The sequence below is a fragment of the Pseudovibrio sp. SCP20 genome (assembly GCF_057774105.1).
This window is the reverse complement of sequence record NZ_JBYMDH010000001.1, coordinates 1,554,504-1,581,235: the sequence shown is the minus strand read 5'-3', so window position 1 is coordinate 1,581,235 and position 26,732 is coordinate 1,554,504. Positions and strand designations below refer to the sequence as shown.

General features: G+C 52.6%; 24 protein-coding genes and 4 tRNA genes. 25 read left to right on the top strand and 3 right to left on the bottom strand.

Going from position 1 to position 26,732, the window contains the following annotated elements; all coding sequences use genetic code 11:
- Positions 1-56 precede the first annotated feature (56 nt).
- From AC3CB2_RS06935 to AC3CB2_RS06925, 3 genes are all read right to left on the bottom strand, one after another.
- On the bottom strand, positions 57-1,298 hold the full coding sequence (locus tag AC3CB2_RS06935) for a peptidoglycan-binding domain-containing protein (RefSeq protein WP_352929779.1): 1,242 nt from the start codon (positions 1,296-1,298) through the stop codon (positions 57-59).
- A 279-nt stretch (positions 1,299-1,577) separates the two neighbouring features.
- Positions 1,578-2,840, bottom strand: a complete 1,263-nt coding sequence (locus AC3CB2_RS06930; protein WP_352929782.1) for a hypothetical protein — start codon at positions 2,838-2,840, stop codon at positions 1,578-1,580.
- Positions 2,841-3,027: 187 nt separating this feature from the next.
- Positions 3,028-4,146, bottom strand: a complete 1,119-nt coding sequence (locus AC3CB2_RS06925) for a peptidoglycan-binding domain-containing protein (protein WP_352929785.1) — start codon at positions 4,144-4,146, stop codon at positions 3,028-3,030.
- Positions 4,147-4,525: 379 nt separating this feature from the next.
- On the opposite strand from AC3CB2_RS06925, the gene AC3CB2_RS06920 reads away from it, so the two are divergent.
- The 25 genes from AC3CB2_RS06920 (at position 4,526) to proS (ending at position 26,624) form a co-directional block, all read left to right on the top strand.
- A tRNA-Asp gene (locus AC3CB2_RS06920) sits at positions 4,526-4,602 on the top strand.
- A 59-nt stretch (positions 4,603-4,661) separates the two neighbouring features.
- A tRNA-Asp gene (locus AC3CB2_RS06915) sits at positions 4,662-4,738 on the top strand.
- A 45-nt stretch (positions 4,739-4,783) separates the two neighbouring features.
- Positions 4,784-4,860 (top strand) — tRNA-Asp (locus tag AC3CB2_RS06910).
- Between the two features lie 47 nt (positions 4,861-4,907).
- Positions 4,908-4,984: transfer RNA gene (locus tag AC3CB2_RS06905), tRNA-Asp, on the top strand.
- A 675-nt stretch (positions 4,985-5,659) separates the two neighbouring features.
- Positions 5,660-6,025 (top strand): NADH-quinone oxidoreductase subunit A, encoded by a 366-nt coding sequence (locus AC3CB2_RS06900; RefSeq protein ID WP_008547103.1) that lies wholly within the window; start codon positions 5,660-5,662, stop codon positions 6,023-6,025.
- Positions 6,016-6,600: a NuoB/complex I 20 kDa subunit family protein gene (locus AC3CB2_RS06895; protein ID WP_008546978.1), complete on the top strand. Its 585-nt coding sequence runs from the start codon at positions 6,016-6,018 to the stop codon at positions 6,598-6,600. The genes AC3CB2_RS06900 and AC3CB2_RS06895 overlap by 10 nt, the downstream gene beginning before the upstream one ends.
- Positions 6,601-6,699: 99 nt before the next feature.
- The gene (locus AC3CB2_RS06890) at positions 6,700-7,302 is read left to right on the top strand and encodes an NADH-quinone oxidoreductase subunit C (RefSeq protein WP_008546747.1); all 603 of its coding nucleotides are present in this window, start codon (positions 6,700-6,702) and stop codon (positions 7,300-7,302) included.
- Positions 7,303-7,316: 14 nt separating this feature from the next.
- A complete protein-coding gene (locus tag AC3CB2_RS06885) occupies positions 7,317-8,501 on the top strand; it encodes an NADH-quinone oxidoreductase subunit D (RefSeq protein ID WP_008546642.1) in 1,185 nt (394 codons plus the stop codon).
- Entirely contained in the window at positions 8,501-9,301 is an 801-nt protein-coding gene (gene nuoE / locus AC3CB2_RS06880; RefSeq protein WP_352929790.1) for an NADH-quinone oxidoreductase subunit NuoE, read from the top strand. Before AC3CB2_RS06885 ends, nuoE begins: the two co-directional genes overlap by 1 nt.
- Positions 9,302-9,304: 3 nt before the next feature.
- A complete protein-coding gene (nuoF, locus tag AC3CB2_RS06875; protein WP_008546776.1) occupies positions 9,305-10,606 on the top strand; it encodes an NADH-quinone oxidoreductase subunit NuoF in 1,302 nt (433 codons plus the stop codon).
- A gap of 3 nt (positions 10,607-10,609) precedes the next feature.
- On the top strand, positions 10,610-10,960 hold the full coding sequence (locus AC3CB2_RS06870) for a pentapeptide repeat-containing protein (protein WP_054785275.1): 351 nt from the start codon (positions 10,610-10,612) through the stop codon (positions 10,958-10,960).
- Positions 10,957-13,053: an NADH-quinone oxidoreductase subunit NuoG gene (gene nuoG, locus AC3CB2_RS06865; protein WP_352929794.1), complete on the top strand. Its 2,097-nt coding sequence runs from the start codon at positions 10,957-10,959 to the stop codon at positions 13,051-13,053. Before AC3CB2_RS06870 ends, nuoG begins: the two co-directional genes overlap by 4 nt.
- Positions 13,054-13,066: 13 nt before the next feature.
- Positions 13,067-14,140 (top strand): NADH-quinone oxidoreductase subunit NuoH, encoded by a 1,074-nt coding sequence (gene nuoH, locus AC3CB2_RS06860; RefSeq protein ID WP_008546369.1) that lies wholly within the window; start codon positions 13,067-13,069, stop codon positions 14,138-14,140.
- On the top strand, positions 14,137-14,373 hold the full coding sequence (locus AC3CB2_RS06855) for a hypothetical protein (RefSeq protein ID WP_037035791.1): 237 nt from the start codon (positions 14,137-14,139) through the stop codon (positions 14,371-14,373). Before nuoH ends, AC3CB2_RS06855 begins: the two co-directional genes overlap by 4 nt.
- Positions 14,374-14,495: 122 nt before the next feature.
- Positions 14,496-14,984, top strand: coding sequence for an NADH-quinone oxidoreductase subunit NuoI (nuoI, locus tag AC3CB2_RS06850; protein ID WP_014285948.1), 489 nt, complete (start codon positions 14,496-14,498; stop codon positions 14,982-14,984).
- 75 nt (positions 14,985-15,059) lie between these two features.
- Positions 15,060-15,674 (top strand): NADH-quinone oxidoreductase subunit J, encoded by a 615-nt coding sequence (locus AC3CB2_RS06845; RefSeq protein WP_008546727.1) that lies wholly within the window; start codon positions 15,060-15,062, stop codon positions 15,672-15,674.
- A gap of 111 nt (positions 15,675-15,785) precedes the next feature.
- Entirely contained in the window at positions 15,786-16,094 is a 309-nt protein-coding gene (gene nuoK, locus AC3CB2_RS06840; protein ID WP_008546212.1) for an NADH-quinone oxidoreductase subunit NuoK, read from the top strand.
- Between the two features lie 7 nt (positions 16,095-16,101).
- Positions 16,102-18,081 (top strand): NADH-quinone oxidoreductase subunit L, encoded by a 1,980-nt coding sequence (gene nuoL, locus AC3CB2_RS06835; protein ID WP_083416995.1) that lies wholly within the window; start codon positions 16,102-16,104, stop codon positions 18,079-18,081.
- A complete protein-coding gene (locus tag AC3CB2_RS06830) occupies positions 18,081-19,607 on the top strand; it encodes an NADH-quinone oxidoreductase subunit M (protein WP_352929798.1) in 1,527 nt (508 codons plus the stop codon). The genes nuoL and AC3CB2_RS06830 overlap by 1 nt, the downstream gene beginning before the upstream one ends.
- Before the next feature lie 18 nt (positions 19,608-19,625).
- A complete protein-coding gene (gene nuoN / locus AC3CB2_RS06825; protein WP_054785278.1) occupies positions 19,626-21,068 on the top strand; it encodes an NADH-quinone oxidoreductase subunit NuoN in 1,443 nt (480 codons plus the stop codon).
- A gap of 7 nt (positions 21,069-21,075) precedes the next feature.
- A complete protein-coding gene (locus tag AC3CB2_RS06820) occupies positions 21,076-21,852 on the top strand; it encodes a biotin--[acetyl-CoA-carboxylase] ligase (RefSeq protein ID WP_352929800.1) in 777 nt (258 codons plus the stop codon).
- 133 nt (positions 21,853-21,985) lie between these two features.
- Positions 21,986-23,653 (top strand): ribonuclease J, encoded by a 1,668-nt coding sequence (locus AC3CB2_RS06815; protein ID WP_054785279.1) that lies wholly within the window; start codon positions 21,986-21,988, stop codon positions 23,651-23,653.
- 130 nt (positions 23,654-23,783) lie between these two features.
- Entirely contained in the window at positions 23,784-24,188 is a 405-nt protein-coding gene (gene mce / locus AC3CB2_RS06810; protein ID WP_008547081.1) for a methylmalonyl-CoA epimerase, read from the top strand.
- A gap of 148 nt (positions 24,189-24,336) precedes the next feature.
- On the top strand, positions 24,337-24,615 hold the full coding sequence (locus AC3CB2_RS06805) for a DUF1467 family protein (protein ID WP_008546849.1): 279 nt from the start codon (positions 24,337-24,339) through the stop codon (positions 24,613-24,615).
- A 683-nt stretch (positions 24,616-25,298) separates the two neighbouring features.
- Positions 25,299-26,624 (top strand): proline--tRNA ligase, encoded by a 1,326-nt coding sequence (proS, locus tag AC3CB2_RS06800; protein ID WP_352929804.1) that lies wholly within the window; start codon positions 25,299-25,301, stop codon positions 26,622-26,624.
- Positions 26,625-26,732: the final 108 nt, after the last annotated feature.

Sequence of the window (26,732 nt, the reverse complement as noted above, 5' to 3'; positions counted from 1 at the left end):
AAGAAAAGGCGGAGCACTGTGCTCCGCCTTTTTTGTGTGTAGGTTCTGATGATCTTTTAGAAGGTCAGATCCTGAGCTGATTTTGAAGAGATCTGGAACACGCCTTTGCGGTTTTCAATCGCGTCTTTGATTGGCTGGCTGCTGTAGAACACCAGGCGCAGGCCGCTGACAGTGTCTTCGCCGAACACTTCCAGACTGTGATAGTCGGTGCAGTTGTCAGAGAGTTGGCGCAGTGCTTCCGGATGTGCTGGCTTTGCCAGTGCGTCTTTCAGCAGTTCACCGCTGTTGTTGAGGTAGGTGATGCGGCAGGTTTTGTCTTCTGATGCGGTCATGTTCTCATAGTGAGAGAGGACAGGATATGCTTCCAGCAGCTTGCCCATGATCGCGGCGCGTGGTGCCGGGTTCTTGAAACTGACTTCGCGCTGCAGGCCGTAGATTTTTTCGTCCTGGGTCAGGACGCTGACGGTTTCTGTTAAAGAGTCTTTTTCCAGCGAGCAGACGGCTTTTGTTTCTTCTACTACACAGTCTTTGTAGCCAACCTTCTCCAGCAGGCCTTTCACGTCATGTTCGAAGCGTTCCACCGTCAGACCGTGGATAGCTGGCAGGTTGGCAGGGTCGAGTGCCATGCGTTTGGAGCTGGTGGCTGCAACCTTTGTTTCGTTCTTCGCTGGCGCATTCGCTGTCACTGCAATGATCTGCGTGTTGTTGGTGACGTTGGATGTTGTAGCTGGAACTGTGATGTTGACCAGGCGTGTTGGCAGACCCGGTGTTGGTATGACTGACGCAACTGGTGTTGGCGCAAGGGAGCCGCCTTGCGCAGGTGCTGCTGTTGCGACTGGAACAGGAACTGTGTTGACAGCAGGAGCTGGCACGGTTGCTGTAACAGGCGCTGCTGGTGCGGCCTGTTGCGGGGAAGTCAGCTCATACAGCTTGGCAATCTGGCTGTTGTTGAGCTTTCCGCTGGCTGGTGCGCCGATTGAAATCTGGAACTGGCGGATTGCGTTGCGTGTGCGGCGACCGGAAACGCCGTCCGGAGTGCCGGCATCAAAGCCGAGCATGTTCAGGCGTGCCTGCACGTCCTGAGTTTCAGCTGAATAGTTGCTTCTTTTTCGTGTGGCTTTGCGCTGTGCCGGCTGCGCCTGATTTGCATTGTTCTTTTTGGCGCCATTTACAATTGCGCTGCCGATGATGCCTGCGCCGAGGCCGAAGATGAAATCCTCAGAGCCTGCGCGAGCAGATGTGGTGCTGATTGCTAAAGAGAGGCAGAGAGCTGAAGTAAGCTTTGTCGTTTTGCGCATATTTTTGCCTTGCACGTATCAATAAACTTAAAGAAGCGGAGAGAAAGAACTCGCTGCCGTACATTTATCTCAAACTATAATAAATTGTAAGTTGAATATTTTAATGAAATCGCGCTAAGGTTGAATGATGGCTGCGCTAAACCGTCGCCTTTGCGAATCTCCCAACTCAATATTTGGTTTGGGAGATTTACACAGTAGAGCATGTTCGGCGGCTGGAGACAAATCCAGAGCTGATTGTGGGGCTTGCAAGCCTCTGATGAGAGGCTTGCTTTGCTGGTGCTATTTCACACCCCAGATGGAGAGTTTGACTTGTTGGTTTTCGCCGATGAGGGCCACGACAAAGTTTGCATCGTAGTTTCGGATAGGGTGGAATTCTGCGATAGAAACGTCATAGTATTTGCCGTTGATACGACCTGAGGCGTCTTTGTCATAAGTGGTTCCAGCGTGTTTCCAAAGATGGACTTCCATGCGCTGTTTGCCGCGGTTTTTTGGGTTGCGTTTGCAGAACGTATCAAAGCCCAGATGGCTGCTGACCAGATAGTTGCCATTGCCAATGACTTCGACAGCGACTTCCTTCGCTACACCGCCGCTGCCCTGAAACTCACGATCTGCTCCGCGACGCAGGAACTGGGTGCCGTCTGTTCCTATGTCCCATTCGATGAGCTTTCCGCGCCCGTGGGGTTCTTTGTGTATTGTTCGTCCGAGGCATCTGTGTCCAGTCTTGAACTCACTGGGGCCTTTGCTTGTTGTGAGGGTGATCCAACGACCATTCGGGGTGCCGTCTGCAGCTGTGATAGTGGCTTTCTGTATTGCTCCTGCCACCCAAGTAGGGCCGCGCTCGATTACTGTTGCGTCCTGGCGCTTGCGCAAGCGTGTTATTCTCAACTTCCCATCACTGTCTCGAAAAGCGAGCAGGTTTGCAGTTCCATCGCTCAGGGCAAGTTGATCTGCATTGCCCGCAAACTCATAAATACCACGGCGGTGGAGTGCTTTTTCGGTGGGGATGTCTTCTGCCTGCTTCAGCTTGAAGGCTTGTGCAAATAGTGTTCCGTTTTTGCGTTGAGCGACGACCATAGCTGCTGAACCGGAGCTTGCAGAGGTTACTTCTGTAACTTCCGGGCCGGAGCGAAAACCGCGATATGTGATGGTCCCGTTTCCAGTTATTTTCCAGAGCATCACTCTGAGTTTGTTATCTCCATCTATGATCGGTGTGATGAAGTGTGTGTCGTCGATTTTCGCGATGGAGACACTGCGGGCTTTGCTGCGTTCTACGAGGTCTACTGGAGTTGCGACATCAGATTGCCAGGTGGAGATGACAAGGTTGTCTGCTGAATCTGAGGCGACGAGAATGTAACCCGGATGTCCGTTGGCATCATAACTTTCGGCCACAATTTCATTGGCGAGGAATGGGAAGGAGTATGATGTTGCGGTGTATGAGACGTCAGGTTTGAACTCTTTTAGCTTATACAACTTTTCAGAAAGGGCCGGGGTGATGCACAGGCAGTAGGCGGCCAGCAGAGCCAGCGCTTTTATTCTCATCATATTGGAGCTCCCGAAGGGTCATAAATGCAGGTGGGCAGAAATGAATTCCGGGAGCTACTTTAACTGTGTATGCAGCAGGAATAATCCCTCGGTTGTGGGGAGGTAATCCTGACAGGAGAGGCTGGCAGTCTGTATTGGCCGCCGGAGAACGAGGCCAATGCAAGACTTCGTAGTTAAAGGGCAGTGCTTAGAACTTCAGTTCGTCAGCGGCTTCTGATTTGGTTTGGAAGATGCCGGTTTGCTTTTCCTCTGCAAGCTGGATTGGGTAGCCGTCGTAAAGCACGATGCTCATGGATTTGAGATTACGGTTACCTTCCAGCTCAATGGCGTAGAAGTTTCGGCAGTTCTCAGTCAATGTCAGAAGTGTTTCCGGATCTGATGGATTGGCTTCGGCTGTGGCGAGCAGGCTGTTGGCATCTCCGGTGTAGCGTTCAAGACAACTTTTCGAGGTTGAGGTTGCCATCTTCTTAAAGCGGGTGAGGTTGGGGTAGGCTTCTGCGAGTTTGGTCAGCACAGCTGAGCGTGGGGCGGCTGTTTTGAAGCTGACATTCCGGGAGATGCCGTAGATGACTTTCCCGACTTTGACGACGCTGACTGTTTCCTCCAGGTTCTTGGAGGTTTTTTCGCAGATTGTGAGGCCGGTGGTTTCAACGCATTCCTCATAGCCTTCTGTTTTCAGTAGGTCGGCTGTTCTGTCGCTGCGCATACCGGTGACCATCCCGTAGATACTGGGTGGGTTTTTCGGGTCCAGCGCAAGTTTGCTCTCTTTGGGAAGTCTGGCGGTTGCCTTTTCAGCTTCCGTGTATCCGCCCGGATTGGATTGGGGCAGGGGCGGTTTAACCGGGGAGGGCTGTGCCTGATTGATCTGTGTCTTGGGGCGACGTACCTTTATGGTGCGGGCGTAAAGTGCTTCCAGCTGAGAAGAGGTGAGGTGCCCTGTGGCCACATAGCCAAGAGAGTGCTGGAACTTGCCGATGGCGCGCAGTGTGCGTTTGCCGGCGACGCCATCAGGAAAGCCGGCATTATATCCAAGCAGGTTGAGGCGATACTGGACGTCTTTCAGCTGAATGCGGCTGAGCGCAACTGTTTGCTGACTTGGGATGCGCGGAATGCTGTGTGGTGGTTGCGGCTGAGCGTTCACCACTTGCGAAGGCTGCTGCTCATTGGTGGCGTGATCGATGATCGACTTTCCGATGGCGCCCACGCCAAGGCCGATGATGAAGTCCCCACTGTCTGCCTGTGCAAGTGATGGTGCTACGACAGCTGTTGTTGCTACGAGAGCAAGCGTTTTGAAAAATGTGCCCATAAAACCGGTCCTTAAAATGAATTGGACTGTCGACTTTTTTGTTTTTTGGCTGTGATGATCGCGAAAAGTGTATCGCGGAAGTCGCCCCAGACTAAGTAGAATTACGAGATTTGACTTTTTTGAGGCGGTTTTCGAAATTTCATGGACGGCAAAAAAGATTTTTTTCGAAGTCAGGCGAAATATCCTTGAGTCCAGAAGGGGATAAAATGCCTATTTCGAGGCCTTGTTTTCCACATCTGAGGGCTTTCAGAGGCCAATTTTCACAGTGAAAACAGGTTATTCAGGAAAAACTCGCAAACTGCATCCAACGGTGCTTGACTTGGACCCGCCCCCGCCGTACATCAGCGCCACCAACAACGACACAACGTTGCTGACCCAAGCGGGTGTAGCTCAGTTGGTTAGAGTGCCGGCCTGTCACGCCGGAGGTCGCGGGTTCGAGCCCCGTCACTCGCGCCACTTTTCTTCGGAAGGTGGTGCCACGGTAACAAGGTGTTGTTGAAGGTAGTTTGGATTGAGCGGGTGTAGCTCAGTTGGTTAGAGTGCCGGCCTGTCACGCCGGAGGTCGCGGGTTCGAGCCCCGTCACTCGCGCCACTTCCTTTTGGAAGAGGTGTTCAATTCAAGCGCTAAGTTATAGCTGCGGGTGTAGCTCAGTTGGTTAGAGTGCCGGCCTGTCACGCCGGAGGTCGCGGGTTCGAGCCCCGTCACTCGCGCCACTTCTCTTTGAGAAGTTGCTGCTATAACGACCCTATAAATGAGAGTTGCGGGTGTAGCTCAGTTGGTTAGAGTGCCGGCCTGTCACGCCGGAGGTCGCGGGTTCGAGCCCCGTCACTCGCGCCACTTTCATTTACTACGAAAAGCACGGTGATCGCTTTGAATAGCGCACCGTGCTTTCGTGTATCTGGGCTCAGCTTCCGATGATCTTTCCTCTATTTCCCTATTGTTTTTAATTATTGTAATTTAAGGGTATTTTGCTGTCTTACATTTAGGGCAGGGGAGCTGCGTTGCTTTGCGGATTTAGCTAAAAATTTTTCTAAGGCAGGTGTTTAAAATGAAGTCCGGTGTCACTACCTCATGGGTATTGAGGGGCGACTCTTCAATTGAGACATTTTGACTATTTACGTGGAACTACGCAGGAAATTGTGCCTGTTTTAGTGTTTAATTTTAAGCCTTGAGTAGTTTTCCCAAGCAATTGTTAGAAATCGTCATTTTTCTATTTTAATATGAGTATTTTACTCATAATATATATCTCTAGGTTTTTAGCGGTTTTTTTGTGCCCGCCTTACGAGAATGTGATCTTCTCGTGGCGTAAGGCACTCTTTCCTACCCGATTTACTCCGTTGTAAGGTCTTGCGCAGATTGTGGGGCTAAGCTAATCGTGCGTTGCGGTGCGACTAGATACACCGGATCCTAGGGTGTCCTTCCTATCCTTACGCCCTACTTTCTGCAGTGTGTGCAGTGCACCAAGAGTTTTATTGGTCGCATGACCTGTTACGTCCAGGGACGGATATTCAAATGGAAGACCTCCTCAGGGAGTACATCCCGATTGTCGTCTTTATCGGTGTTGCCCTCGTTATTGGCCTCGCGCTTCTCATCGCCCCGTTCATTGTTGCTTTCAAGAACCCGGATTCTGAAAAGCTCTCTGCTTACGAGTGTGGTTTCAACGCCTTTGATGACGCGCGTATGAAATTCGACATCCGGTTTTATCTGGTATCGATCCTCTTCATCATCTTTGATCTCGAAGTTGCTTTCCTCTTCCCATGGGCTGTTGCCTTTGGTGATCTGGGCTGGTTCGGCTTCGTCTCCATGATGATCTTCCTGGGCGTGCTCACGATTGGGTTCATCTATGAATGGAAGAAGGGAGCGCTGGAATGGGATTGATCTCTGACGGCTCCAAGCCTCTTGTCTCTCAAGCTCCAAAAGGGATCATCGATCCCAACACAGGTCGCCCGGTGGGCGAAAATGATCCATTCTTCATGAATGTGAACAACGAGCTTTCTGACAAAGGCTTTCTGGTTACTTCCAGTGAAAGCCTGATCCAGTGGGCACGTACCGGTTCTCTCATGTGGATGACGTTTGGTCTTGCCTGTTGTGCAGTGGAAATGATGCAAATGTCGATGCCGCGTTATGACGCAGAGCGTTTCGGCTTTGCTCCTCGTGGCTCCCCACGTCAGTCTGACGTGATGATTGTTGCAGGTACACTGACCAACAAGATGGCACCTGCGCTGCGCAAGGTTTATGACCAGATGCCAGAGCCTCGCTATGTGATCTCCATGGGATCTTGTGCGAACGGCGGCGGTTACTACCACTATTCCTATTCTGTTGTGCGCGGTTGTGACCGGGTTGTTCCGGTTGACATCTATGTGCCGGGTTGTCCTCCAACTGCTGAAGCGCTGCTTTACGGTGTGCTGCTGCTGCAGAAAAAGATCCGTCGCACGGGTACGATCGAAAGATGATTTACAGGTCGTGCGCTGATGGGTGCACGGCCTTATCGACATTGCTGGCAAGGGTTTCCCTGCCATTTGTGAGATGTCCAACCTATAGGAAACAAGGTAATGGACGAGACGCTTAGCGAACTCGGTGAATTTATCGAGCTAACGCTTGGAGACAAAGTTGAGAGCTGGTCGGTTGCTTATGGCGATCTCACTCTTAATGTGTCCCATGACCAGATTATCAATGTTCTGCGTTTCCTGCGCGATGACGCGCGGTGCGGTTTTATAGCATTGGTTGATATTTGCGGTGTGGACTGGCCGGCTCGGGAAAAACGTTTTGACGTTGTGTACCACCTGCTTTCCCCTGTTCAGAACCTGCGCATCCGCGTGAAGGTTCAGACAGACGAAACCACGCCGGTTCCGTCTGTGATTTCCATTTTCAAGGGTGCTGAATGGTTTGAACGTGAAGCCTACGACATGTACGGCATTCTGTTCACCGGTAACCCTGATCTGCGGCGCTTGCTGACTGACTACGGTTTTGACGGTTTCCCGCTTCGCAAGGATTTTCCTCTGACAGGTTATGTAGAGGTTCGTTACGACGACACCAAGAAGCGTGTTGTTTATGAGCCTGTGCAGCTTACTCAGGAATTCCGTAGTTTTGATTTCCTCTCACCATGGGAAGGCACCGACTATGTGCTTCCTGGTGATGAAAAAGCATCGAACTGAGGCACGGGTAGAGAATGGCTGAGGCTCAGGTACGAAACTTTAATATTAACTTTGGTCCGCAGCACCCTGCGGCGCACGGTGTGCTTCGTCTGGTTCTGGAACTGGACGGTGAGGTGGTCACTCGCGTTGACCCGCATATCGGCCTGTTGCACCGGGGTACTGAGAAGCTGATCGAGCACAAGACCTATCTTCAGGCTGTGCCTTATTTCGATCGTCTGGACTATGTGGCACCGATGAACCAGGAGCATGCGTATGCTCTTGCTGTTGAGCGCCTGCTGGGCATTGAAGTGCCTAAGCGCGGTCAGCTGATCCGTGTGCTTTACTCCGAAATTGGACGTCTGCTGTCACACTTGCTGAACGTGACCACGCAGGCGATGGACGTTGGTGCGTTGACACCGCCACTGTGGGGCTTTGAGCCTCGCGAAGAACTCATGGGTTTCTATGAGCGTGGTTGTGGCGCGCGTATGCACGCGGCTTATGTGCGTCCGGGTGGTGTTCACCAGGATCTGCCACAGGATCTGCTCGATGATATGTGGAACTGGTGTGATCCGTTCCTCAAAACTCTCGACGACATCGAAGGTCTTCTGACCGATAACCGTATCTTCAAGCAGCGTAACGTTGATATCGGCGTTGTTGATCTTGATGAAGCCTGGGCAATGGGCTTCTCCGGTGTGATGGTCCGTGGTTCCGGCGCGAAATGGGATTTGCGTAAGTCTCAGCCTTATGAGTGCTACGATGAAATGGAATTCGACATCGCAATCGGCAAGAACGGCGACTGTTATGACCGTTACCTGATCCGCATGTTCGAGATGCGCCAGTCTGTGCGTATCATGAAGCAGTGTCTGGAGATGCTGGGTAAGGAAACAGGGCCTGTTTCTTCTACTGATGGTAAAGTTGTTCCTCCTAAGCGCGGTGAAATGAAGCGCTCCATGGAAGCTCTGATCCACCACTTCAAGCTTTACACCGAAGGCTATAAAGTTCCTGAGGGCGAGATTTATGCAGCCGTTGAGGCGCCAAAAGGCGAATTCGGCGTGTATCTCGTTTCTGATGGAACCAACAAGCCTTACCGCTGCAAGATCAAGGCTCCTGGCTTTGCTCACCTGCAGGCGTTGGACTACCTGTGCCGCGGCCATATGTTGGCTGACGTTGCCGCTGTCATCGGTTCCATCGATATCGTATTTGGGGAGATTGACCGGTAATGTCAGTGCGTCGTCTTCATCACGAACAGCCAGAGTCTTTTGAGTTCTCTCCAGAAAACCTGGAGTGGGCGAAAAAGGTTATCGAGCGTTACCCGGAAGGACGTCAGGCTTCTGCTGTCGTGCCTATTCTGTGGCGTGCTCAGGAACAGGTTGGTTGGGTGACCGAGCCAGCGATCCGCGTGATCTCTGAAATGCTCGATATGCCTCGCATCCGTGTTCTGGAAGTGGCAACCTTCTACACCATGTTCCAGCTGCAGCCGGTCGGCAAAAAAGCACACATTCAGGTGTGTGGCACGACCCCATGTCAGCTGCGTGGTTCTGAAGAGCTTATCAAAGTTTGTAAAAGCAAGATTTCTGAGACACCTCACACTCTTTCCGAAGACGGAAACTTTTCCTGGGAAGAGGTTGAGTGCCTTGGTGCTTGTGTGAATGCGCCAATGGTGCAGATCTTCAAGGATTTCTATGAGGATCTGGACGTTGAGAAGTTTGAGAAGCTTCTTGACGACATTGCAGGCGGAAAGCCGGTTCTGCCGGGCCCTCAGAGTGTTGACCGCATCTTTGCGGCGCCAGAGGGTGGCCCAACCACATTGCTGAACATTGAAGACACCACAAAGGGTGCGCCTCAGGAAGCAATGATTGTTGACGGTTCCGATGCTGCGTCCAAACACCATGCGGGTGCTGCTCTGAATACTGGCGGTGCTGGTTACACCGGTGTTCCTCGCCCAGCTGAAGCTGGTGTTGCGGAGTTCATCGAAGGCCACCGCAAGGCTCAGGAAGCCAAAGCGAAAGGTGAGGGGTAAGCGATGCTGAACGATTCTGATCGTATCTTCACCAATATCTATGGTCTGCATGACTGGGGGCTCGAAGGAGCCCGTCAGCGTGGATCATGGTCTGGTACCAAAGAAATCATTGAAAAAGGTCGTGACTGGATCATCGACGAAATGAAGACCTCTGGTCTTCGTGGTCGCGGTGGTGCGGGCTTCCCAACCGGTCTGAAGTGGTCCTTCATGCCGAAGGAAAGCGACGGTCGTCCGGCCTATCTCGTGGTCAACGCGGATGAGTCCGAGCCGGGCACCTGTAAAGACCGTGAAATCATGCGTCACGATCCTCACCATCTGGTTGAGGGTTGTTTGCTTGCTGGTTTCGCGATGGGTGCCATTGCGGCTTACATCTACGTGCGCGGTGAGTTCATTCGTGAGCGTGAACGCCTGCAGGCTGCGATTGATCAGGCTTATGATGCTGGCCTGATCGGCAAGAACAACAAGAACGGCTACGACTTTGATATCTACGTGCACCACGGTGCAGGGGCTTATATCTGCGGTGAGGAAACTGCACTGCTGGAAAGCCTTGAAGGTAAAAAAGGTCAGCCGCGTCTGAAGCCTCCGTTCCCTGCGAACATGGGTATCTACGGCTGCCCGACCACAGTGAACAACGTGGAATCCATTGCTGTTGCGCCGACTATTCTGAAGCGCGGTGGTGCATGGTTCTCCGGCATTGGTCGTGAAAACAACGCTGGTACCAAGCTGTTCTGTGTTTCTGGACACGTGAACAAGCCATGTACCGTTGAAGAAGCGATGGGCATTTCCTTCAAGGAACTGATTGAAAAGCACTGCGGTGGTATCCGCGGCGGCTGGGACAATCTGCTGGCGGTTATTCCGGGTGGTTCCTCTGTTCCTTGTGTGAAGGGCGAAGACATCCGTGATGCGAAGATGGACTTTGACGGTCTGCGTGAAGTTGGCTCCTCGCTGGGTACAGCTGCCGTGATCGTGATGGACAACTCCACCGATATCATCAAAGCGATTGCCCGTCTGTCCTACTTCTACAAGCACGAAAGCTGCGGTCAGTGTACGCCGTGCCGTGAAGGTACGGGCTGGATGTGGCGCGTGATGGAGCGGATGGTCAAGGGCGAGAGCTCTTACGACGAAATTGACATGCTGTTCAAAGTTACCAAGCAGGTGGAAGGTCATACGATCTGCGCGCTGGGTGATGCGGCTGCGTGGCCTATTCAGGGTTTGATCAAAAACTTCCGCCCTGTGATTGAAGACCGGATCGACCAGTACGTTGCCAAGCATCGTACCCCGACCGACAAGATCGCTGCGGAGTAAGGGATGAAGATCAGCCAAGAGAAAAAATGTCTGGATGTAAGCGAGAGCGATCTATCCGGTTCCAGGTTTGAAGATTGCAACTTGTCTGGTTGCTCTTTTGAAAATGTGAACCTGTCTGGTGGCCGCATCAACGACGTTAATCTCTCAGGCTGGTCTATCCATGATGCAAACCTCTCGGGTTGGTCAGTCGAGAAAGTCAATCTTTCTGGGCTGATCCTTGAAAATGCCAATCTGGCTGGCGCTAAAATTAAAAGCTGCCGGCTTCTTGGTATGACCATCGATGGAATTGAAGTGACTGAGCTTCTTAAGGCCTATCGCGCCCAGGAAGCTAAGGGTGAGGATGCCAACGCATGACTAAGCTTGTCGTCGACGGCAAAGAAATTGAAGTTCCTGCGGAATATACCGTTATGCAGGCCTGTGAAGAGGCCGGTGCGGAAATTCCTAGGTTCTGTTTTCATGACCGGCTCTCCGTAGCCGGCAACTGCCGCATGTGCCTTGTGGAAGTTAAAGGCGGACCGCCAAAGCCGGTTGCCTCTTGCGCAATGGGCGTGCGCGATCTGCGTCCGGGACCAGAAGGCCAGCCACCAGAGATCTTTACAAAGTCTCCAATGGTGAAAAAGGCGCGTGAAGGTGTGATGGAGTTTCTCCTGATCAACCACCCGCTGGACTGCCCTATCTGTGACCAAGGCGGTGAGTGTGATCTTCAGGATCAGGCCATGGCTTACGGTGTAGATAGTTCGCGCTTTGCTGAAAACAAGCGCGCAGTTGAAAATAAATACATCGGTCCGCTTGTTAAGACGATCATGACACGCTGCATTCACTGCACCCGTTGTGTTCGCTTCACGACCGAAGTTGCAGGTGTTTCCGAGCTGGGCCTGATTGGTCGCGGTGAAGACGCCGAGATTACCACTTATCTTGAAGAAGCGCTTTCCTCCGAGCTGCAGGGCAACGTGATTGACCTTTGCCCGGTTGGTGCTCTGACTTCCCGCCCTTACGAGTTTAACGCTCGTCCTTGGGAACTGGTGAAGACAGAGAGCGTCGACGTGATGGACGCTCTTGGCTCTGCTATCCGTGTTGATACACGCGGTAAAGAAGTCATGCGCATCATGCCTCGCCTCAACGAAGAGGTGAACGAGGAATGGATCTCTGACAAGACCCGTTTCATCTGGGATGGTCTGAAGACGCAGCGTCTGGATCGCCCATATGCGAAGCAGAACGGTAAGCTGGCTCCTGCGAGCTGGACTGATGCTCTGAACGCGGTTGCATCGAAGGTGAAAGCGGCTGGCGGTGCTAAGACTGCTGCAATCGCTGGTGACCTTGCTTCTGTTGAAGACATGTTTGCGCTGAAGGCTCTCATGGAGAGCATTGGCTCTGTAAACATGGACTGCCGTCAGGATGGCGCTCAGCTTGATCCATCTCTTGGCCGCACAACATATCTGTTCAACTCTTCCGTTGAAGGTATTGAAGACGCTGATGTAATTCTTCTCGCGGGTGCGAACCCGCGCGTTGAAGCTCCAGTTCTCAATGCTCGCATTCGTAAGGTTTGGCGTCACGGCGGTGCGAAGATTGGCTTTATCGGCCAGCCTGCAGATCTGACCTATGACGTAGACTATCTTGGTGCTGGTCCGGACACTCTGGCAGAGATTGCTTCTGGCAAGAATGCATTTGCAGAGGTTCTGAAGGGTGCGAAGAAGCCAATGATCATCGTTGGTGAAGGCGCAATCGCTCGTGAAGACGGTGCTGCTGTTCTTTCTGCTGCTGCAAAGCTGGCTGAGAGCGTTGGTGCTGTGAGCGATGAGTGGAACGGCTTTAACGTTCTGCACACTGCTGCAAGCCGCGTTGGTGGTCTGGATATCGGATTTGTTCCGGGTGAGGGCGGTCTGGATGCTGGTGGCATTCAGGATGCAGCTGCTAAGGGCGACGTTGATGTTGTGTTCCTGCTTGGTGCAGACGAACTGGACATGTCTTCTTTCGGTGATGCGTTCGTTGTTTACATCGGTACTCACGGTGACCGCGGTGCACACCGCGCTGACGTTATTCTGCCAGGTGCAGCATACACCGAGAAACCAGGCACCTATGTGAACCTGGAAGGCCGTGTACAGCTGGCTAACCGCGCTGCATTCCCTCCAGGTGATGCGCGTGAGGACTGGGCGATCATTCGTGCACTTTCCGGTGCACTTGGTAAGCCGCTTGCCTTCAACAGCTTTGCGCAGCTGCGTGGTGCTCTAGTTGAAGCTGTTCCTCACATGGCGAACGTAAATTGCATTGCAACCGGTGTGGCTTCGGATGTTTCCAAGCTTGCTGCACGCGGTGGTGACATGAGTGGTGCCGGTTTTGCGCAGGCATTCAGTGATTTTTATCTAACCAACCCGATTGCCCGAGCTTCAGCGGTGATGGCCGAGTGTTCTGCACTTGCCATGCAGCGCCGAGCTGAGGCGGCGGAATAAGGGGACGGTGAGCATGGAAGCTTTTTTCTGGGATTACGGTTGGCCACTGATCATCATGCTCTTCCAGAGCGTGCTCCTGATGGTCGTGCTGCTGCTGATCGTTGCTTACATTCTTTACGCTGACCGTAAGATCTGGGCTGCTGTTCAGATCCGTCGTGGTCCTAACGTGGTTGGCCCCTGGGGCTTGCTGCAGAGTTTTGCGGATCTTTTGAAATTCGTTTTGAAAGAGCCAATGATCCCTTCCGGATCTGACAAGTTCCTGTTCTTGTTTGCGCCGCTGATTACGGTGGTCCTCTCCCTTGCTGCGTGGGCTGTTATTCCGGTTGCGCAGGGCTGGGTGATTGCAGACATCAACGTGGGTATTCTTTATGTGTTCGCGATCAGCTCCCTTGGAGTTTATGGCGTGATCATCGGTGGTTGGGCCTCCAACTCCAAATACCCGTTCCTGTCAGCTCTGCGTTCTGCAGCACAGATGGTTTCTTACGAAGTGTCTATCGGCTTCGTGATCGTGACCGTTCTGCTCTGCGTTGGTTCGCTGAACCTTTCCGAGATCGTTTACGCACAGCAGGCCCGCGGTCTTGCTCACGTGCTGGGCGTTCCGTGGTTGTCCATTCTGAACTGGTATTGGTTGCCGCTGTTCCCAATGTTCGTGGTGTTCTTTGTTTCCGCACTTGCTGAAACAAACCGTCCTCCATTCGATCTTGCGGAAGCGGAATCCGAACTGGTTGCAGGTTTCATGGTTGAGTATGGCTCTACCCCTTACATGATGTTCATGTTGGGCGAGTACGTGGCGATCTCCCTGATGTGTGGTCTGATGACCATCCTGTTCATGGGTGGCTGGCTGCCTCCGCTGGACATCGCTCCATTCACCTGGGTTCCTGGCATTGTCTGGTTCCTGCTTAAGTGTCTGCTGGTGTTCTTCTTCATCTCCATGGCGAAAGCAATGGTACCTCGTTACCGCTATGACCAGCTGATGCGTCTGGGTTGGAAAGTCTTCCTGCCGCTGTCTCTGGCAATGGTGTTCATCGTAGCGTTCGTGCTGATGTTCATGGGCTGGACTCCACCGGTCGGCGGATTTGGAGCATGATTTCCATCGCCGGTTTGATCGGCGGTGTGATGGGAATTTACCTTGGATGGCTGAACTACCGTCTCCTTCTTGGATTTATGGAGGCAGCCATCAACAAAGGAAGAGAGCGCAACCCAACCGAAAAAGGCTGGGTTGAGCTGGCGGAACCAACGATCCGCAAAGTCATTTTTACCCTGACGATAATCGGGATCCCGATTATCGGATATCTCGCCGGAGCTAGCATTGCTCCTTAATTCGAGAGGAAAGGGTAACGAGAACCTTGTATGACTTCCTTGAAGTGTTCGCAGGTTCTCTTGGATTGTAATCGATCTTCCATGCCTCTGGCATGTTCGATCAAGAAAGGGCTGTAAAGGCTATGGGACTGGGACAGGCCGCAAAGTCGTTGCTTTTGAAGGAGTTCGTATCGGCGTTTTTTCTTGCCATGCGTTATTTCTTCAAGCCGAAGCCGACAATCAACTATCCCTTTGAGAAGGGGCCGGTAAGTCCGCGTTTTCGCGGCGAACACGCGTTGCGCCGGTATCCGAACGGAGAAGAGCGCTGCATTGCTTGTAAGCTTTGTGAGGCGATCTGCCCTGCGCAGGCCATTACGATTGAAGCTGGACCACGTCGTAACGACGGTACTCGCCGTACCACCCGCTACGACATTGACATGACCAAGTGCATTTACTGCGGGTTCTGTCAGGAAGCGTGTCCGGTTGATGCGATCGTGGAAGGCCCGAACTTTGAATTTGCGACCGAGACGCGAGAAGAGCTGTTCTACGATAAGGACAAGCTGCTTGCGAATGGGGAGCGTTGGGAGCGTGAGATCGCTCGCAATATCGAATTGGATGCTCCGTACCGCTAAGGCGGGGGAGTAGGTTGTGTCCGGTTGGAGCTTTGCACTGACCGGGCGAGACAATAGGACAAAGGCAACCTAAAAATGGTTTTGCAGGCCCTGTTTTTCTATCTGTTTGCCGCACTTGCGGTGGCCTCTGCCTTCATGGTGATTGCATCTCGCAATCCGGTTCACTCAGTGCTGTTCCTCATCCTGTGCTTCTTTAATGCAGCCGGGTTGTTTGTACTGATTGGTGCCGAGTATCTGGCGATGCTTCTGGTTGTTGTCTACGTGGGTGCGGTCATGGTGCTGTTCCTGTTCGTGGTCATGATGCTGGATGTTGACTTTGCCGAGATGCGTCAGGGGTTCTTGCAGTATCTGCCAATCGGCGCGCTGATTGGTGTGATCTTGCTGGTTGAACTGCTGATGGTTGTCAGTGGCTGGTACATCGCTCCTGGCATGCTGGGTGAGGGGTCTGCCCCAACACCTCCTGTCGAGCAGACACAGAATATCGCCGCTATCGGTGAATTGCTTTACACCCGCTACATTTACTGGTTCCAGGTTGCTGGTCTGGTGCTGCTGGTGGCAATGATCGGTGCGATCGTCTTGACCCTTCGTCACAAGCCGGGCGTACGCCGTCAGAATATCTCTGAGCAGGTTGCCCGTCGTCCAGAGACCGCGATTGAAGTGGTCAAGGTTGAAAGTGGCAAGGGTTTGTAAGAGCCGTCTTTGACGGGTCTTCACCATTAATTCGTACCGGAGAAAAGACCTTCACCTGAAGGTTTCTTCTCCGGAGTTTGAATAGAACACGGGGAGCACTGAGAGGCGCCCATGGAAATTGGCTTAGCGCATTATCTCGGGGTCGCAGCGATCCTATTCACCATCGGGATCTTTGGCATCTTCCTCAACCGGAAGAACGTCATCGTCATCCTGATGTCTATCGAGCTCTTACTGCTCGCAGTTAACATCAACCTGGTGGCATTTTCCTACTTCATGCAGGACATGGTTGGTCAGATCTTTGCGCTCCTGGTTCTTACCGTTGCAGCAGCAGAGGCGGCCATTGGTCTTGCTATTCTGGTTGTTTACTTCCGTAACCGCGGCTCTATCGCCGTGGAAGACATCAATATGATGAAAGGCTGAGGGGCGGATGTTTTCAGCAATCGTTTTTCTGCCGTTGCTTGGCTTCCTGATTGTCGGGCTATTCGGCAATCGGCTTGGGGTCAAAGCCAGCGAGTACATCACCAGCGGCTTCATGATTGTCGCAGCCCTTCTGTCATGGGTGGTGTTTTTTCAATACGGGCTTGGTTCAGAAAGCACGCAGCTTATTACCATTTTCCGCTGGATCACCTCTGGGGATCTGTCGGTTAACTGGACAATCCGCGTGGATACACTCACCGCGGTGATGCTGGTGGTTGTGAACTCTGTGTCCTGTCTGGTTCACATTTACTCTATCGGGTACATGCACCACGATCCGCATCGTCCGCGGTTCTTTGCTTACCTTTCGCTCTTCACCTTTGCGATGCTGACACTGGTCACTGCTGATGACCTGCTGCAGATGTTCTTTGGTTGGGAAGGCGTTGGTCTGGCATCTTACCTGCTGATCGGCTTCTGGTACCAGAAACCATCCGCTAACGCGGCAGCGATGAAAGCGTTCATCGTCAACCGTGTGGGTGACTTTGGTTTCGCTCTGGGTATCTTCGGTGTCTTCTACCTGTACGGCTCCATCGACTTCACCTCGATCTTCGCAAGCGGCCCATCTCTTCTTGAGAACAAAGAGCCTGTGCTGAACTTCCTGGGTTATGAGTTGATGGCTGAACCTGCGCTGACAGTTGTTTGTCTGCTGCTGTTCATGGGTGCCATGGGTAAATCAGCTCAGTTCCTGCTTCACACCTGGTTGCCGGATGCGATGGAAGGCCCAACGCCTGTTTCCGCGCTGATCCACGCAGCGACCATGGTGACAGCTGGTGTGTTCATGGTTGCGCGTCTTGCGCCGATCTTTGAACTGGCACCAACTGCGATGACTGTTGTGACCTTCTTCGGTGCGACTACCGCCTTCTTTGCAGCGACCATTGGCTGTGTGCAGAACGACATCAAGCGCGTGATTGCATACTCCACCTGTTCCCAGCTGGGTTACATGTTTGTTGCTCTGGGTGTGGGCGCGTTCGGTGTAGGTATCTTCCACCTGTTCACACACGCCTTCTTTAAAGCGCTTCTGTTCCTTTGCGCCGGTTCCGTTATCCATGCGGTTTCCGACGAGCAGGACATGCGTAAGATGGGCGGCCTGCGCAAGCACATCCCATGGACTTACTGGACCATGATGATTGGTACGCTGGCGCTGACAGGTTTCGGTATTCCGTTCATCGGTATCGGTACTGCAGGTTTCGTTTCCAAAGATGCGATCATTGAAGCTGCTTATGTTGGTCATAACATCTTCGCTGGTTACGCATTCTGGGCGACTGTCCTTGCTGCGCTGCTGACAAGCTTCTACAGCTGGCGTCTCGTGTTCATGACCTTCCACGGCAAACCACGTGCTTCTGTTGATGTGATGAAACACATCCACGAGAGCCCATGGGTCATGCTGGTTCCGCTTCTTCTTCTGTCCATCGGCGCACTGTTTGCTGGTATGGCCTTCAAAGAAGCGTTCATGGGTCATGACTATGCGCACTTCTGGAAGGACGTCTTTGGCGGTACCAACAGTGAGCTTGCTGTGATTGAAGAAATGCATCACGTGCATTGGCTGGTGGCATTGTCTCCGACACTTGCCATGATCGCCGGCTTCATCATCGCTTACGTATTCTACATCGCAAAACCAGACATGCCGAAGGCTCTGGCAGAGCGTCATCAGCCACTTTACAAGTTCCTCCTGAACAAGTGGTACTTCGATGAGCTTTATGACTTCCTGTTTGTGAAGCCTGCTATGGCACTTGGCCGCTTCCTGTGGAAGCGTGGTGATGGCACTGTTATCGACGGACTTGGTCCTGACGGTGTTGCCTCACGCGTTCAGCAGGTTACCGGTTGGGTTGTTCGCCTGCAGTCTGGCTACATCTATCACTACGCATTCGCCATGTTGATCGGGGTTGCCTTCTTCGTCACCCTGGCCATGTTCTCCGGTGGGGGAGTTCATTAATGAACGACTGGTCCATCCTTTCCATCACAACATTTCTCCCGCTGGTAGGTGTTCTTTTCATCCTACTGGTGCGGGGTGATGATCCAGATGCGAAGACAAACATTCGGCGTGTTGCGCTGATTACAACGACCTTCACATTCATCGTCTCCCTGTTTATCTGGGGCGGGTTCACCAATGAGAACCCAGGCTTCCAGATGGTTGAGAAGTACGACTGGTTCGGTGATACCTTCACCTACCACATGGGTGTGGACGGCATTTCCATGCTGTTCGTCATTCTGACCACTTTCCTGATGCCACTTTGTATTCTGGCAAGCTGGGATAGTATTCAGGACCGCGTGAAAGAATACATGATCGCCTTCCTGGTGCTGGAAACACTGATGATCGGTGTGTTCTGTGCGCTGGATCTGGTTCTGTTCTACGTATTCTTCGAGGCTGGCCTCATTCCGATGTTCCTGATCATCGGTGTCTGGGGTGGTCCGCGCCGCGTGTACGCAAGCTACAAGTTCTTCCTGTACACCTTGCTCGGCTCCGTGCTGATGCTGGCGGCTATCATGGCTATGTACTGGCAGGCTGGTACGCTGGACATCGTGGAACTGCTTGATAAGAGTGATTTCCCTGCACAGATGCAGACCTGGCTGTGGCTGGCATTCTTCGCAAGCTTTGCAGTGAAGATGCCAATGTGGCCGGTTCACACATGGTTGCCGGATGCGCACGTGGAAGCCCCGACTGCTGGTTCTGTTGTTCTGGCGGCGATCCTCCTGAAAATGGGTGGTTATGGCTTCCTGCGCTTCTCCCTGCCAATGTTCCCGATTGCGAGTGACATGTTCGCGCCGTTGATCTTCACACTTTCCATTGTGGCGATCATCTACACCTCTTTGGTGGCGCTGGCTCAGGAAGACATCAAGAAGCTGATCGCTTACTCATCCGTTGCTCACATGGGCTTCGTGACCATGGGTATCTTCTCTGCAAATGCGCAGGGTATTGAAGGTGCGATCTTCATGATGCTGGCACACGGTCTGATCTCCGGTGCACTGTTCCTGTGTGTTGGTGTGATCTACGATCGCATGCATACACGTCAGATCACCGCTTACGGTGGCCTCGTGAACAACATGCCGCGTTACGCTGTTGCGTTCATGATCTTCACCATGGCGAACGTTGGTCTGCCAGGTACTGCCGGCTTTGTGGGTGAGTTCCTGACCATGATCGGTGTGTTCCAGGTGAACACTTGGGTTGCGTTCTTTGCTGCAACCGGCGTGATCCTGTCTGCTGCTTACGCTCTGTTCCTCTACCGCCGCGTCGTCTTTGGTGCGCTGGAGAAGGAAAGCCTCAAGTCCATGCTGGACCTGACCGGCCGTGAAAAGCTGATCCTGGCTCCGCTGATCATTCTGACGATCTTCTTCGGGTTTTATCCGGCAGCACTGCTGGATGTGACGTCCGCGTCCGTTGGTGCCCTTATCGAAAACTACAACGCTGCACTAGAAGCAGGTGGCATTGCCACTCACGCTGCTGCAGCTGTCAGCCATTAACAGGGGAGCTGTGCACTCATGAATGCTGAGCTTCTAGCAATTCCTGATCTGATGCCGGTGATGCCTGAGATCCTTCTGGTTCTCGGTGCCATGGTCCTGCTGATGGTTGGTGCATTTGGTGGAGAGAAATCTACTCCGCTGGTAACGGGTATCTGCGTTGCGTTGCTCACTGTTGCAGGTCTGATCCTGCTGGTGAGCCCGCATTACGGCACCACTTTCAATGGCGCTTTCATTCAGGACGCGTTCTCCCAGTACATGAAAGTGCTGGTGCTGATCGGTTCCGGCTTTGCCATTGCAATGTCCGTTGCTTATGCCCGTTCTCAGAACTTTGACCGCTTCGAGTACCCGATCCTCATCGTGATCGCGACCGTTGGTATGATGCTGATGCTTTCTGCCAACGATCTGATTTCCATGTATCTGGGTGTTGAGCTGCAGTCTCTGGCGCTTTACGTGGTCGCTTCGATCAACCGTGACTCTGTTCGCTCTACAGAGGCTGGCCTGAAGTACTTCGTCCTTGGCGCGTTGTCTTCCGGTATGCTGCTTTACGGCATGTCCTTCATCTACGGCTTTACCGGCCATACTGACTTTGTGGGTATCGCGGCGGCTCTGACTGAAGAGCGCGCGTCTCTTGGTCTGGTGTTCGGTATCGTGTTCATGCTGGCAGGTATTGCCTTCAAAATCTCTGCGGTTCCATTCCACATGTGGACCCCGGACGTTTATGAGGGTGCGCCAACTCCAGTGACTGCCTTCTTTGCAGCTGCGCCTAAGATTGCTGCGTTTGGTATGCTGATCCGCGTGCTGATCGAAGCTCTGGGTGATGTGACCACTGACTGGCAGCAGATCGTTGTGTTCATCGCGATTGCTTCCATGGCGCTTGGTGCGTTCGCTGCGATTGGCCAGAAGAACATCAAACGTCTGATGGCTTACTCTTCCATTGGTAACATGGGTTACGCACTGGTAGGTCTGGCAGCTGGTACTGAAGCTGGTGTACATGGCCTGATCGTTTTCATGACTGCTTACCTTGCCATGACACTGGGTGCGTTTGCTTGCATCCTGTCCATGCGTCGCAAGGAAGGTATGGTTGAAGAGATTTCTGATCTGGCTGGTCTTTCCAAGACCAACCTGCCAATGGCTGTGCTGCTGGCTGTGATCATGTTCTCTCTGACTGGTCTGCCTCCGCTCATCGGCTTCTTCGGTAAGTTCTACGTGTTCATCGCAGCGATGGACGCAGGTCTTGCTCCACTGGTTGTGATCGGTCTGGTGACCAGCGTTGTGGCTGCTTACTATTACCTGCGTGTGATCAAGGTCATGTTCTTTGATGATGCGACTGGTGAGTTCCTGCCAATGTCCGGTGAAATGAAAATTGTGCTGGGTCTTTCCAGTGCCGTTGTCGGACTGTTCTTCATCATGCCAGAGCCAATCATGAATGCTGCTGCCAACGCAGCTGGCGTTCTGTTCTAGTGCATCGATGATGAATCTTGGACAATTAAAAGACGAAGGCCCGGTGCGCTCAGCGCCGGGCTTTTGTTTTGAGCACTATGATCAAATCGGTTCCACCAACACCTACGGCCTGCAAAAGGCGCGGGACGGACATCCCGGTAATCTGTGGGTGCGCTCCGATATTCAGGTAACTGGACGCGGGCGCCGGGGGCGTGAGTGGACATCTGAATCTGGCAATCTGTTTGCCTCTGTTCTGCTGCGTGTTGACGTGCAGAACGAGAAGATCGTTCAGCTGCCATTCGTTGCGGCTCTTGCGCTTGGTGAAGCCATTGAGCGGGCAACTGGCGCGCATAATCTGGCGCAGCTGAAGTGGCCCAACGATGTGCTCATTGACGGACAAAAGGTCTCTGGCATCTTGCTTGAGAGCGAAAGTGGGCCTAATGGTGAGCTGTGCCTTGTGTGCGGTTTTGGCGTCAACGTGTCTCATCACCCAGATCTTGGTGATTATGCTGTTACGGATTTGCGCAGCATGGGGTACATGTGCGACCCGAGCCAGGTGTTTGATGCACTTGCGCAAAGCTTCGCACGATGGCTGGAAACGTGGAAGGCGGCCAGTGGGTTTGAGGAGATTAGATCTGCATGGTTGCGGCGCGCCGTGGGGCGTGGGAAACCAATCCGCGTTCGCCTGAGCAATGAAGAATTTTCCGGTGTCTTTATAGATATCGACCAAATGGGCCGACTGATCGTGAAAATGGATCATGGCGGCGAGCGGCTGGTGACAGCCGGTGATGTTTTCTTTTCCTGACGACGTGCAAAGCACGTGGTGCTGGCTTTTGAAGTGATGAAGCCACACGTCTGACAGGACATAGAGTTTATCAGCGTGTTCTTGTTCCGTAACCGGGACCAAATTTGCAGAGCATGCTTTGAAGGAGTCTTAGATGTCGAGCACTGAAGAGCTCGTGTTCCTGCCTTTGGGCGGTGTTGGCGAAATTGGTATGAACCTCGGTCTTTATGGATATGGACCTGAGGATGATCGTCGCTGGCTGATCGTTGATTTTGGTGTGTCCTTCGCCGGTCCTGAAATGCCGGGCGTGGATCTGGTTCTTCCGGATATTCGTTTTCTGGAAGAAGAGCGCTCCCGTATTGACGGGATCGTCATTACACACGCGCATGAAGACCACTATGGCGCGCTGACCTATCTCTGGAAGCGCCTTGAACTGCCGGTCTATGCCACACCGTTTACTGCACGCCTTCTGGAAGCCAAGCTAATTGGTGATGGAGCGGATTACCAAATTCCAGTGACAGTTGTTAATCAGGGCGATCGGTTCAAAGCCGGTATCTTTGATATTGAGCTGGTGACCATGACCCACTCGATCCCGGAGCCGTGTGCTTTGGCTATCCGTATTGGTGGGCAACTGGTTCTGCATTCTGGTGACTGGAAGATCGATCTGACGCCGGGTGTAGGTAAAGCAATTGACCTGCAGCGCTTGCGTGAGCTGGGCGATGAAGGCGTTGATGTTTTCGTCTGCGACAGCACCAACGCGGTCCGCGATGGGGTGAGCCCGAGTGAAGCGGATGTGAAGGAAGAGCTGACCCGCATCATTAAGGAAGCGCCGAACCGCGTGGCGGTGACCACGTTTGCCTCCAACGTTGCACGTATGCGTGCGGTGGCAGAAGCGGCGATGGCTGCGGAACGTGAGATTGTAGTGATTGGCCGGTCCATGCAGCGCACTGTCGAGATTGCCCGCGATCTTGGCTACCTTGATGGTTTAGCACCGTTCCGTGATGAAGAGACGTATGGCTCTTTGCCGCGCGATAAAGTTGTTGCGCTGTGCACTGGTTCTCAGGGTGAAGCACGTGCTGCTATGGCGCGTATTGCAGGGGATCAGCATCGCCTGATTGGTTTGTCAGCTGGCGATATGGTTATCTTCTCCAGTCGTACCATTCCGGGCAACGAAAAGGCTGTTTACGGCATCATCAACCAGCTGACCCAACAGGGGCTTCAGGTGGTGACAGACCGTGATGCTCTGGTTCACGTTTCTGGCCACCCGCGTCGTGGCGAGCTGGATCAGGTTTATAACCTTGTGCGCCCGAAAAAGGTTCTGCCGGTTCACGGCGAGCCTCTGCATTTGCAGTGCCATAAGGACTTTGCCGAAAGCAAGGGCGTGAAAGACGTCAAGATCATTCGTGATGGCGACATGGTTCGTCTGCATCCGGGTGGGCTAAAGGTTATTGATGAAGCGCCAGCTGGTATCCTTGTTCGTGATGGTCGTCTGGTGGCAGCTCCGGAAGAGACCGGCGTGCAAGAGCGCCGCAAGCTTTCTTATGGCGGCTGCGTGACAGTTTCGCTGATCCTTGATGGTCGTGGTGAGCTGCTGGGTGACATCGATGTGGTGTTGTTTGGCATGCCGGATGAGACCGAGGATGGTACGCCGTTTGAGGATGCTGTTCGTGATGCGGTTTATGGTGCTGTGATCTCCATTCCGAAGAGCCGTCGCAGGGATGTTGAACTGGTTCGTGAAGCAGCACGCCGGGCAGGGCGTTATGCGGTTGTGGAGCATTGGGGCAAGAAGCCACTTTGCAAAGCGCTGGTGCAACGCGTCTGATCAGCTTCGTGCGATTTGAGATTTTTAGGGCCGCAGATGAGAGCATCATCTGCGGCCTTTGACTTTTGATCCAATGGACTTTGCTTGGGAAATCTGTTCCTTAGAGCAAAGAGTTATTGGGAGGACCGCCATGATTGGACGACTAAACCACGTTGCGATTGCTGTGTTGGATATGGAAGAGGCGCTGAAGGTGTATCGCGATACCCTTGGTGGCATTGTGTCTGACAAAGTTGCGCAGCCAGACCACGGCGTTTCTACTGTGTTTGTTGAACTGCCAAATACTAAGATTGAGCTGCTGGAGCCTCTTGGCGAGAACTCTCCGATCAACAAGTTTCTGGAGCGCAATACTCAGGGCGGTATTCACCACATTTGCTACGAAGTGGATGACATCATTGCTGCACGTGATCAGTTGGTGGCGAATGGTGCGCGTATTCTTGGTGATGGTGAGCCGAAGATCGGCGCGCACGGCAAGCCAGTGCTGTTCCTGCATCCAAAAGACTTCCTCGGCACGCTGACCGAGTTGGAACAGGCTTAAGGTTGCTTTGAAAGACTTGTGGTTTGCGAAAACTGGAAGTCTTTCGGCCTGCGTCTATTTCTTGTAGGTAGAACTATCTAGTTAGCTGGTTGCTTTGTGATATAAGTGGCCAACCACAGACACAACAAGAAACTCCTGGAGCAGATTTATGGCTACGCCGCTACTCGTTGCACTCTATTTCATGATGTGGTGGATTTTGTTTCTGGCCATTTTGCCTTTTGGGGTGCGCACGCAAGCGGAAGAAGGGGAAGTTATTCCGGGTACGACCGAGAGTGCTCCCAAGAACCCGCAGCTGCTGAAGAAGGTGATTATCAACACCATCGTCACGACCATCGTGTTTGCCGGGGTCTATTGGTTCCTGGAGTCTGGTCTTGGAGCGCAGCTGTTTCCACTGGTTGATCAGTTTATGGGCAATGCCCCGTCCTGATTTTGCTTTTGCACATCAAATGTGTGGCGCAAAATCAGAGAGTTACAGACATACCCCATCAATACGAATGCTGAGCGATTCTACGGAATCGCTTTTTGTGTTTCAGGGGCAGGCCGGTTTGTGATGGAGTTACTATAACGTCATGCGCGCAGGCGGTTCTGCGTATTTGCGGTGGGCCTGTGACTATGCTGAGTAGGTTTCACTGAGTGGAAATGGCGGAAAACCGCGAAAAAAAAGCAAGGCCGAAGCCTTGCTATTAGAACGAGTTCCGCGTCTAAATGTTCTCTTTGCACTTGCGTAGAGTGCCGGCTGCAACCATAACGGGCGCCCGAGAACCTTCCTCCCAAGACTAAAGATCGCGATACCTTGCAACACCGCTTAAGGGTGCTGTTTTTGTTGTTGGACAGACACTAGCGTAATCACAATTGTTTGTCATCATTTTGTATCAATTCGCCGCAATTTTTTGCTTGCCTAAAATTTTAGCTATAATTTTTGGGAAATCCTGTGCACTGCAGCAGCAAGGGTGGGCCAAAAGCCGCGTGCATGGGGAAATGTCTCTTAGAAAATTGGCATATAGCCATGTTGGCAGTTACAACGAGCGTTCTGCTTGCTAAGAAGGCATAGAAGAGAAGCTTGGTGGTGAACCTGAGCTTGCTAGCCTTAAAAACTGAAGAGTTAAACTAATGCGTTTGTCCCGATATTTCCTGCCTATTTTGAAGGAAACTCCGAAAGAAGCCGAGATTGTATCGCACCGCCTGATGTTGCGTGCTGGTATGATCCGTCAGCAGTCAGCCGGGATTTATGCATGGCTGCCGCTTGGCCACCGTGTGCTGAACAAGATTCAACGTATTGTTGAAGAAGAGCAGAACCGCTCAGGTGCGGTGCAGTTGCTCATGCCTACCATTCAGCCTGCTGATCTGTGGCGCGAAAGTGGCCGCTATGATGCGTATGGCAAAGAGATGCTGCGCATTGAGGACCGTCATGAGCGCGAAATGCTTTTTGGCCCAACCAACGAAGAGATGATTACGGACATCTTCCGTTCTTACGTGCGTTCCTACAAGGATCTGCCGCTGAACCTTTATCACATTCAGTGGAAGTTCCGCGATGAAGTGCGTCCTCGTTTTGGCGTGATGCGTGGTCGTGAGTTCCTGATGAAGGATGCTTACTCTTTCGATCTGGACAAAGAGCGTTCAACTGAAGCGTATCGCCGTATGTTCGTTGCGTACCTGCGTACTTTCGCGCGTATGGGTCTGACTGCTATTCCTATGAAAGCGGACACTGGCCCAATCGGTGGCGATCTATCTCACGAATTTATCGTGCTGGCGTCTACCGGTGAGAGTGAAGTGTTCCTGGACAAAGACATTTTGAATCTGCCAATTCCAGGCGAAGACACTGATTTCGACGGTGATCTTTCCGGTATCATTGAGCTGTGGACCACTCCATATGCTGCAACTGATGAGATGCATGATGAAGCTGCGTTTGGTGCTGTTGCAGAAGACAAGAAAGTGTCTGCACGCGGTATTGAAGTTGGCCACATCTTCCACTTCGGCACCAAGTACTCTGAGCCAATGGGCGCGAAGGTGATGACCGCTGAAGGCAAGGAAGTGCCTGTTCAGATGGGTTCTTATGGCATTGGTGTTTCCCGTTTGCTGGGTGCGATCATCGAAGCTTGTCATGATGATGATGGCATTATCTGGCCGAAAGAAGTTGCACCGTTCCATGTTGGTTTGATCAACATGAAAGCTGGTTCTGAGTGTGATGAGGTTTGTGAGAGCGTTTATGCTGAGCTGGAAAAGGCTGGCGTTGAGGTTCTTTATGATGACCGCAAGACCAGTGCAGGCCAGAAATTTGCAAGCATGGATCTGATTGGTCTGCCTTATCAGCTGGTTGTTGGCCCACGTGGTCTGAAGACCGGTGAAGTGGAAGTGAAAGACCGTGCAACCGGTGATCGCGAAATGTTGACCCCGGAAGCGGCTGTCAACAAACTGATTTCTGCCTTAAAAGGTTGATATCAGCGAAGCTTGGGGTAACTCAGTAGCTTCAATGGTATGCTAGGTGCCGGCGGCCTTTCTGCTGCCGGGCCTTTTTGCCAGAGCTTATGGCACTTGCTCTTCATG